1 rRNA gene is annotated in these 3,083 nt (G+C 53.0%); it reads left to right on the forward strand.

What is annotated here, in order from left to right:
* The first annotated feature begins 139 nt into the window (after nt 1–139).
* Nucleotides 140–3,035: ribosomal RNA gene (locus KO508_RS13650) — 23S ribosomal RNA — on the forward strand.
* Nucleotides 3,036–3,083: the final 48 nt, after the last annotated feature.

Genomic DNA, 3,083 nt, shown 5'->3' on the forward strand with positions numbered 1-3,083 from the left:
GTGTTGTCGTTGAAGTGGTTGTTTATAGCTTCAGGTGACTTATCTCTGAGTACGAAAACACCGTCTTTTGGTGTTTCCTTCGGGGAGCGTTAAAAGAGCGTGTTGGGTGTACCAGCGATCAGTTGTCTTGGGGTTATATAGTCAAGCAACTAAGCGCATACGGTGGATGCCTTGGCAGTCAGAGGCGATGAAAGACGTGGAAGCCTGCGATAAGGTTCGGGGAGCTGGCAAACAAGCTGTGATCCGGACATTTCTGAATGGGGAAACCCACCCGATTTCGGTCGGGTATCTTGCACTGAATACATAGGTGTAAGAGGCGAACCGGGGGAACTGAAACATCTAAGTACCCCGAGGAAAAGAAATCAACCGAGATTCCCTAAGTAGCGGCGAGCGAACGGGGACTAGCCCTTAAGCTAGACAACTGGTAGGAGAAGGCTCTGGAAAGTGCCGCCATAGTGGGTGATAGCCCCGTATCCGAAACCTGAGTCTAGTGAAATCGAGTAGGACGGGACACGTGGTATCCTGTCTGAATATGGGGGGACCATCCTCCAAGGCTAAATACTCCTGACTGACCGATAGTGAACCAGTACCGTGAGGGAAAGGCGAAAAGAACCCCTGTGAGGGGAGTGAAATAGATCCTGAAACCGTATGCGTACAAGCAGTCGGAGCAGACTTGTTCTGTGACGGCGTACCTTTTGTATAATGGGTCAGCGACTTATGTTCAGTGGCGAGGTTAACCGTTTAGGGGAGCCGTAGGGAAACCGAGTCTGAATAGGGCGATTTAGTCGCTGGGCATAGACCCGAAACCGGGCGATCTATCCATGAGCAGGTTGAAGGTTGAGTAACATCAACTGGAGGACCGAACCCACTGTCGTTGAAAAGCCAGGGGATGACTTGTGGATCGGAGTGAAAGGCTAATCAAGCCCGGAGATAGCTGGTTCTCCCCGAAAGCTATTTAGGTAGCGCCTCGGACGAATACCACAGGGGGTAGAGCACTGTTTCGGCTAGGGGGTCATCCCGACTTACCAACCCGATGCAAACTCCGAATACCTGTGAGTACTATCCGGGAGACACACGGTGGGTGCTAACGTCCATCGTGAAGAGGGAAACAACCCAGACCGCCAGCTAAGGTCCCAAAGTACCAGTTAAGTGGGAAACGATGTGGGAAGGCTCAGACAGCTAGGAGGTTGGCTTAGAAGCAGCCATCCTTTAAAGAAAGCGTAATAGCTCACTAGTCGAGTCGGCCTGCGCGGAAGATGTAACGGGGCTCAAACTGGTCACCGAAGCTGCGGCTGCATACTTTGTATGCGGGGTAGGGGAGCGTTCTGTAAGCCTGCGAAGGTGTGTTGAGAAGCATGCTGGAGGTATCAGAAGTGCGAATGCTGACATGAGTAACGACAATGCGGGTGAAAAACCCGCACGCCGGAAGACCAAGGGTTCCTGCGCAACGCTAATCGGCGCAGGGTGAGTCGGCCCCTAAGGCGAGACCGAAAGGTGTAGTCGATGGGAAACGGATTAATATTTCCGTACCTTGGATAGCTGCGATGGAGAGACGGAGAAGGCTAGGTGAGCCGGGCGACGGTTGTCCCGGTTTAAGCGAGTAGGGAGTGGGTTTAGGCAAATCCGGATCCACAATCCTGAGACGTGACGACGAGCACCCTTTTACGGGAGCGAAGTCATTGATGCCCTGCTTCCAGGAAAATCTTCTAAGCTTCAGGCTATTCGAGACCGTACCCCAAACCGACACAGGTGGTCAGGTAGAGAATACCAAGGCGCTTGAGAGAACTCGGGTAAAGGAACTAGGCAAAATGGTGCCGTAACTTCGGGAGAAGGCACGCTGGTGGTATGTGACGCCCTTCGCGGGTTGAGCAGAAGCCAGTCGAAGATACCAGGCCCCTGCGACTGTTTATTAAAAACACAGCACTGTGCAAACACGAAAGTGGACGTATACGGTGTGACGCCTGCCCGGTGCCGGAAGGTTAATTGATGGGGTTAGCATTCGTGCGAAGCTCTTGATCGAAGCCCCGGTAAACGGCGGCCGTAACTATAACGGTCCTAAGGTAGCGAAATTCCTTGTCGGGTAAGTTCCGACCTGCACGAATGGCGTAACGATGGGGGCGCTGTCTCTACCCGAGACTCAGTGAAATTGAAATCGCCGTGAAGATGCGGTGTATCCGCGGCTAGACGGAAAGACCCCGTGAACCTTTACTATAGCTTCACAGTGAACTTTGAACATGTTTGTGTAGGATAGCTGGGAGGCTTTGAAGCGTGAACGCTAGTTTGCGTGGAGCCAACCTTGAAATACCAGCCTGGCATGTTTGAGGTTCTAACTCTGGTCCCTTATCGGGATCGAGGACACTGTGTGGTGGGTAGTTTGACTGGGGCGGTCTCCTCCTAAAGCGTAACGGAGGAGCACAAAGGTGGGCTAAGTACGGTCGGACATCGTACGGTTAGTGTAATGGCACAAGCCCGCTTAACTGCGAGACTGACACGTCGAGCAGGTACGAAAGTAGGTCATAGTGATCCGGTGGTTCTGTATGGAAGGGCCATCGCTCAACGGATAAAAGGTACTCCGGGGATAACAGGCTGATACCGCCCAAGAGTTCACATCGACGGCGGTGTTTGGCACCTCGATGTCGGCTCATCACATCCTGGGGCTGAAGCCGGTCCCAAGGGTATGGCTGTTCGCCATTTAAAGTGGTACGCGAGCTGGGTTTAGAACGTCGTGAGACAGTTCGGTCCCTATCTGCCGTGGACGTTGGAGATTTGAGGAAAGCTGCTCCTAGTACGAGAGGACCGGAGTGGACGAACCGCTGGTGTTCCAGTTGTCTCGCCAGAGGCATTGCTGGGTAGCTACGTTCGGACAGGATAACCGCTGAAAGCATCTAAGCGGGAAGCCCCTTCCAAGATGAGATCTCCCCGGGCCCTCGAGGCCCCTAAAGAGCCGTTCAAGACCAGGACGTTGATAGGTCGGGTGTGTAAGCGCTGCGAGGCGTTGAGCTAACCGATACTAATTGCTCGTGCGGCTTGACTATATAACACCCAAGACAATTGCTTGGATAACGCAACAACGAAAAAATCAA

It is taken from the genome of Marinobacter salexigens (assembly GCF_018860765.1).
GTDB classification, from domain to species: Bacteria; Pseudomonadota; Gammaproteobacteria; order Pseudomonadales; family Oleiphilaceae; genus Marinobacter; species Marinobacter salexigens_A.